Genomic DNA, 3,644 nt, shown 5'->3' on the forward strand with positions numbered 1-3,644 from the left:
CCTATGGCGTCTGCGTCAGCGTCTGCTCGCTCATCCTGGAAGAGGCCGAGCTGCAGCGCTTTCCGCGCGCCAGGGATCTCGCCGTTCTGACGGCGGCCGCCGTGGTCGAGAATTTCGGCTACCGCCAGCTCAACAATTTCTGGCGCGTGAAAGGCTGGTGGCAATTCTTGCGCGGCAACCAGGGCTGGGGCGAGATGACCAGGACCGGCCTCGGCGCCGCCAAGAAGTGAGCCCGGCGGGTGCCGTCAGGCCAGCGTCCGCTGGATCTCCGCGATTAAGGCATCGAGCGCCGCGCGGACATCGCCGCTTTCCGCCTGCTCGATGAGCAGCGTCTCCAGCTCTGAGGCCCGCACGCTGATCTCCGCAAAGCCGAAAGTGCCGGCCGCGCCGGCGAGCGAATGCGCGAGCTTGGTCAGGTCGGAGCCGGGCAGCGCCTCGCGCGCCGCCTGCAGCTCCGCGAGCTGAGCCGCGCAGCGGGTGAGGAAACGTTGGCGCAGGGGGGCGAAGGGACCGGTTGAGATGGAGATTCTCCCGAGCGAATGAGGAGATATTGAAACAGAAAGCGGAGCGAAGCGGAATGGCGAGTGGGGCTACCTGTCGCTCATCTGTCGCCTTGCTTGGCTGCGTCGCCGGCCCCGCCAGTTACGCTGCGTTTAGCGCCGCCGTATAAGGAATGGGAACCGGAGGGCAGCACGCTGATGTTGGACAATTACGAGGTGGACCGATTTGGCGTGATCCACCAGATCGACTTCACGCCGATCAAATACGACAAGCAATATATTTCCTATTACGAGGACCTGAGCGACCGGACCATCAAGCTCGGATATCAGCGGCTTGGCTGGGTGCTGGGATTGACCGGCGCGATCCCCCGCTCGGTGCTGGAGATTGGGTACGGCACCGGCACCTTCATCGAAGCCGCGAAGATAACCGGGGTCGCCGATTGCGCCGGCTACGACATCGCCGAGTTCCCGCTGCCCGCGGGCGTCCGCTTTGTCGGTTGGGAGGAGGCGCTGGCCAGCACGTGGGATCTGGTCGCCATGTTCGACGTGCTCGAACACATCCCGGATCTGGGTTTCCTCGGCCGCCTGCAGACCCGGCACCTCGTCGTCGCCGTCCCGTACTGCCGCTGGCGCGAGCTCGGCGCCGACGGCGACGCCTGGTTCCGAACCTGGCGTATGCGTCTCCCCAACGAGCATTTGCACCACTTCGACCGCGACTCGCTGGTGGCGTTGCTCGCCCACAGCGGGTTCGAATGCGTGACGCTGAACTGCTTCGAGGACGGCATCAGGCTGCGGCCTGGCGAAGCCGGCCCGAACATTCTGTCCGGCTTCTTCAGCAAGCGATAGGGCAATTTCGCCCGCGCGCGAGGGCTGAGCCGGGCGAGGGGACCGCGCTCATGCGCGATGGCCTTCAGCTCCGCCAGCAGCCCAAGACCGTCGGGCCAAAGCAACAAAGGAGCAGTCTGGGCGTTCTGATCAGCCGCTTGCGGAGCAGCCGAAGACATGACCATGCCGCAAATCCTGTCGTTTGCCGTCACCTTCGTGATGATGGCAGCGTTCGTATGGGGTCGCTATCGCTATGATCTCGTCGCTGCCGCGGCGCTGCTGCTCGCCCTCGCCGTTGGGATTGTGCCGTTCGACAAAGCCTTCAGCGGGTTTAGCGACGATATCGTGATCATTGTCGGCAGTGCTCTGCTGGTGAGCGCAGGCATAGCGCGATCGGGCATCATGGAACTCGCCATCGCGCGCTTTGCTCCGAAATTGTCGGGAGTTCGCTCGCAACTGGCGCTGCTGGTGATCGTGGTGACGTGCCTTTCTGCCTTCGTCAAGAATATCGGCGCGCTGGCGATCATGATCCCGATCGCCTTTCAGTTCGCCCGCCGGTCCGGCACCTCGCCATCGATATTTCTGATGCCAATGGCGTTCGGGTCATTGCTCGGCGGTCTCATGACGCAGGTGGGCACTTCCCCGAATATCGTTGTTTCCCGGGTGCGAGAGCAGTTGACCGGAACGGCGTTTACAATGTTCGACTTCGCGCCCGTCGGAGCGGCTGTCGCCGCCGCCGGCATGATCTTCCTAATGTCTTTCTATTGGCTGTTGCCGGTGCGCGAAAAGCTCGGCGGGGCGCTGAATGAAGCCCTCGACATCAAGGACTACCTCACAGAGGCGCGCGTTGTCGGCGATTCCACCGTGCTTGGGAAAACCGTCGCCGACGTCATAAAGCTTGCCGGCGGCGATGCCGTCGTGACCTCGATCCTGCGCAATCGGACGATGCGGATGACGCCGCTGCCCGATGCTGTCCTGAAGGTGAACGACATCCTGTTGCTCGAAGGCGACCCGGCGGCGCTGGATCGCCTTGTCTCGCAAGGCAAGCTCAGCGTCACGGGCGATCGGGTGAATGAAGAGGTCACCACCAGCGAGATGGTCGCTATCGAGGCCGTCATTGGCGAAAGCTCGCCTTTGATCGGCTGGACGGCCCAGCGACTTGCCCTCTACGATCGCTTCAACGTCAACCTCCTGGCTGTCAGCCGTCGCGGCCAGCGCCTCGATCGCAGGCTCGCCAAGGTCGAGCTAAGGCTCGGCGACGTCGTCGTGTTGCAGGGCAATGCAACCACAATGCCCGAGACACTGCGCGGACTAGGCTGCCTGCCGCTGGCGGAAAGGCCTATCCTTCTTGGCAGCGTGCGCAAGGGTATCGTGCCCGTGGTAATCCTCGCCCTTGCCATGCTCACGACTGCCGTGGGTCTGCTCCCTGTTCCCGTCGCTTTCTTTGCGGCCGCGGTCGGGATCGTGCTGTTCAAGGTCATCCCGCTCCGCGACGTCTACCAGTCGCTGGATGGCCCAATCCTGGTGATGCTCGCCGTTCTCATCCCGGTGAGCGATTCGCTGCGCACTACGGGGGCGACCGCGCTGGTCGCCGCAGAGCTTGCCAGGTTCGGGACCATTCTTCCGGCGCCCGGCGCACTGATGCTCATCCTCGTTGCCGCCATGGCCGTGACGCCATTCCTCAACAATGCCGCCACCGTGCTTGTCATGGCGCCCGTCGCGTCGGAATTCGCCGCCGATCTGGGCTACAGGCCGGAAGCATTTCTGATGGCTGTCGCCATCGGCGCCGGCTGCGACTTCCTCACGCCGATCGGGCACCAATGCAACACCCTTGTCATGGGGCCGGGAGGCTATCGTTTCAGCGACTATCCGCGTCTGGGGCTGCCGCTGTCGTTTCTTGTCGTCATTGTTGCCGTGCCGATGCTGGCGATCGTCTGGCCAATGAACTGACAAGCCATGGACGGATACGAACGACCTCGCTCTACCAAGCTGCCGGGAAGTTCACCGCAAATTGCTCTTCGGAAACAGCACGCGATCGGGTTCTGCATTCATTCGCGCCAGCATTTCCTTGATCAAGCGTGTCTTGGTGCGCCCAGCTTCCTTCGGCGGCACGAGGTAGCGCACGATGGCTTCGAGCCAGGTATTTTCACTGACGCGAAAATGCACCACCGGATGCTCCTTCACTTGCAACTCGTCCACCGGCGTTTTCGACAGGATGTCCTTATAGACCTTCACCTTCTGGCTCATGATGTCGCCGATCTGCTCGTCCACGACCTCTCGCATGGTTTTCGCCACGAATTCCAGATCGCTGTCGTAGGC

At 62.9% G+C, this 3,644-nt stretch carries 3 protein-coding genes and 2 pseudogenes; 3 read left to right on the forward strand and 2 right to left on the reverse strand.

Features of this window, described 5'->3' with window-relative positions; all coding sequences use genetic code 11:
- Positions 1-230, forward strand: a pseudogene (locus EOA60_RS23565) (glycosyltransferase family 2 protein); the annotation flags it as partial.
- A 15-nt stretch (positions 231-245) separates the two neighbouring features.
- Here EOA60_RS23565 and EOA60_RS23570 read toward each other — a convergent pair.
- Positions 246-551 (reverse strand): Hpt domain-containing protein, encoded by a 306-nt coding sequence (locus tag EOA60_RS23570; protein WP_164748285.1) that lies wholly within the window; start codon positions 549-551, stop codon positions 246-248.
- Between the two features lie 147 nt (positions 552-698).
- On the opposite strand from EOA60_RS23570, the gene EOA60_RS23575 reads away from it, so the two are divergent.
- Positions 699-1,346: a class I SAM-dependent methyltransferase gene (locus tag EOA60_RS23575; protein WP_095824816.1), complete on the forward strand. Its 648-nt coding sequence runs from the start codon at positions 699-701 to the stop codon at positions 1,344-1,346.
- Positions 1,347-1,502: 156 nt separating this feature from the next.
- Positions 1,503-3,275 carry an SLC13 family permease gene (locus EOA60_RS23580; RefSeq protein ID WP_095801179.1) on the forward strand — a complete coding sequence of 591 codons (1,773 nt, stop codon included), beginning with the start codon at positions 1,503-1,505 and terminating at the stop codon, positions 3,273-3,275.
- 51 nt (positions 3,276-3,326) lie between these two features.
- On the opposite strand, the pseudogene EOA60_RS23585 reads toward EOA60_RS23580, so the two are convergent.
- Positions 3,327-3,644, reverse strand: a pseudogene (locus tag EOA60_RS23585) (mechanosensitive ion channel family protein); the annotation flags it as partial.

It is taken from the genome of Mesorhizobium sp. M1A.F.Ca.IN.020.06.1.1, assembly GCF_004023265.1.
Classification (GTDB): domain Bacteria; phylum Pseudomonadota; class Alphaproteobacteria; order Rhizobiales; family Rhizobiaceae; genus Mesorhizobium.

Coding starts and splice junctions, on each gene's coding strand:
- EOA60_RS23575 (WP_095824816.1), top strand. CDS start 699: ATGTTGGACAATTACGAGGTGGACCGATTTGGCGTGATCCACCAGATC.
- EOA60_RS23580 (WP_095801179.1), top strand. CDS start 1,503: ATGACCATGCCGCAAATCCTGTCGTTTGCCGTCACCTTCGTGATGATG.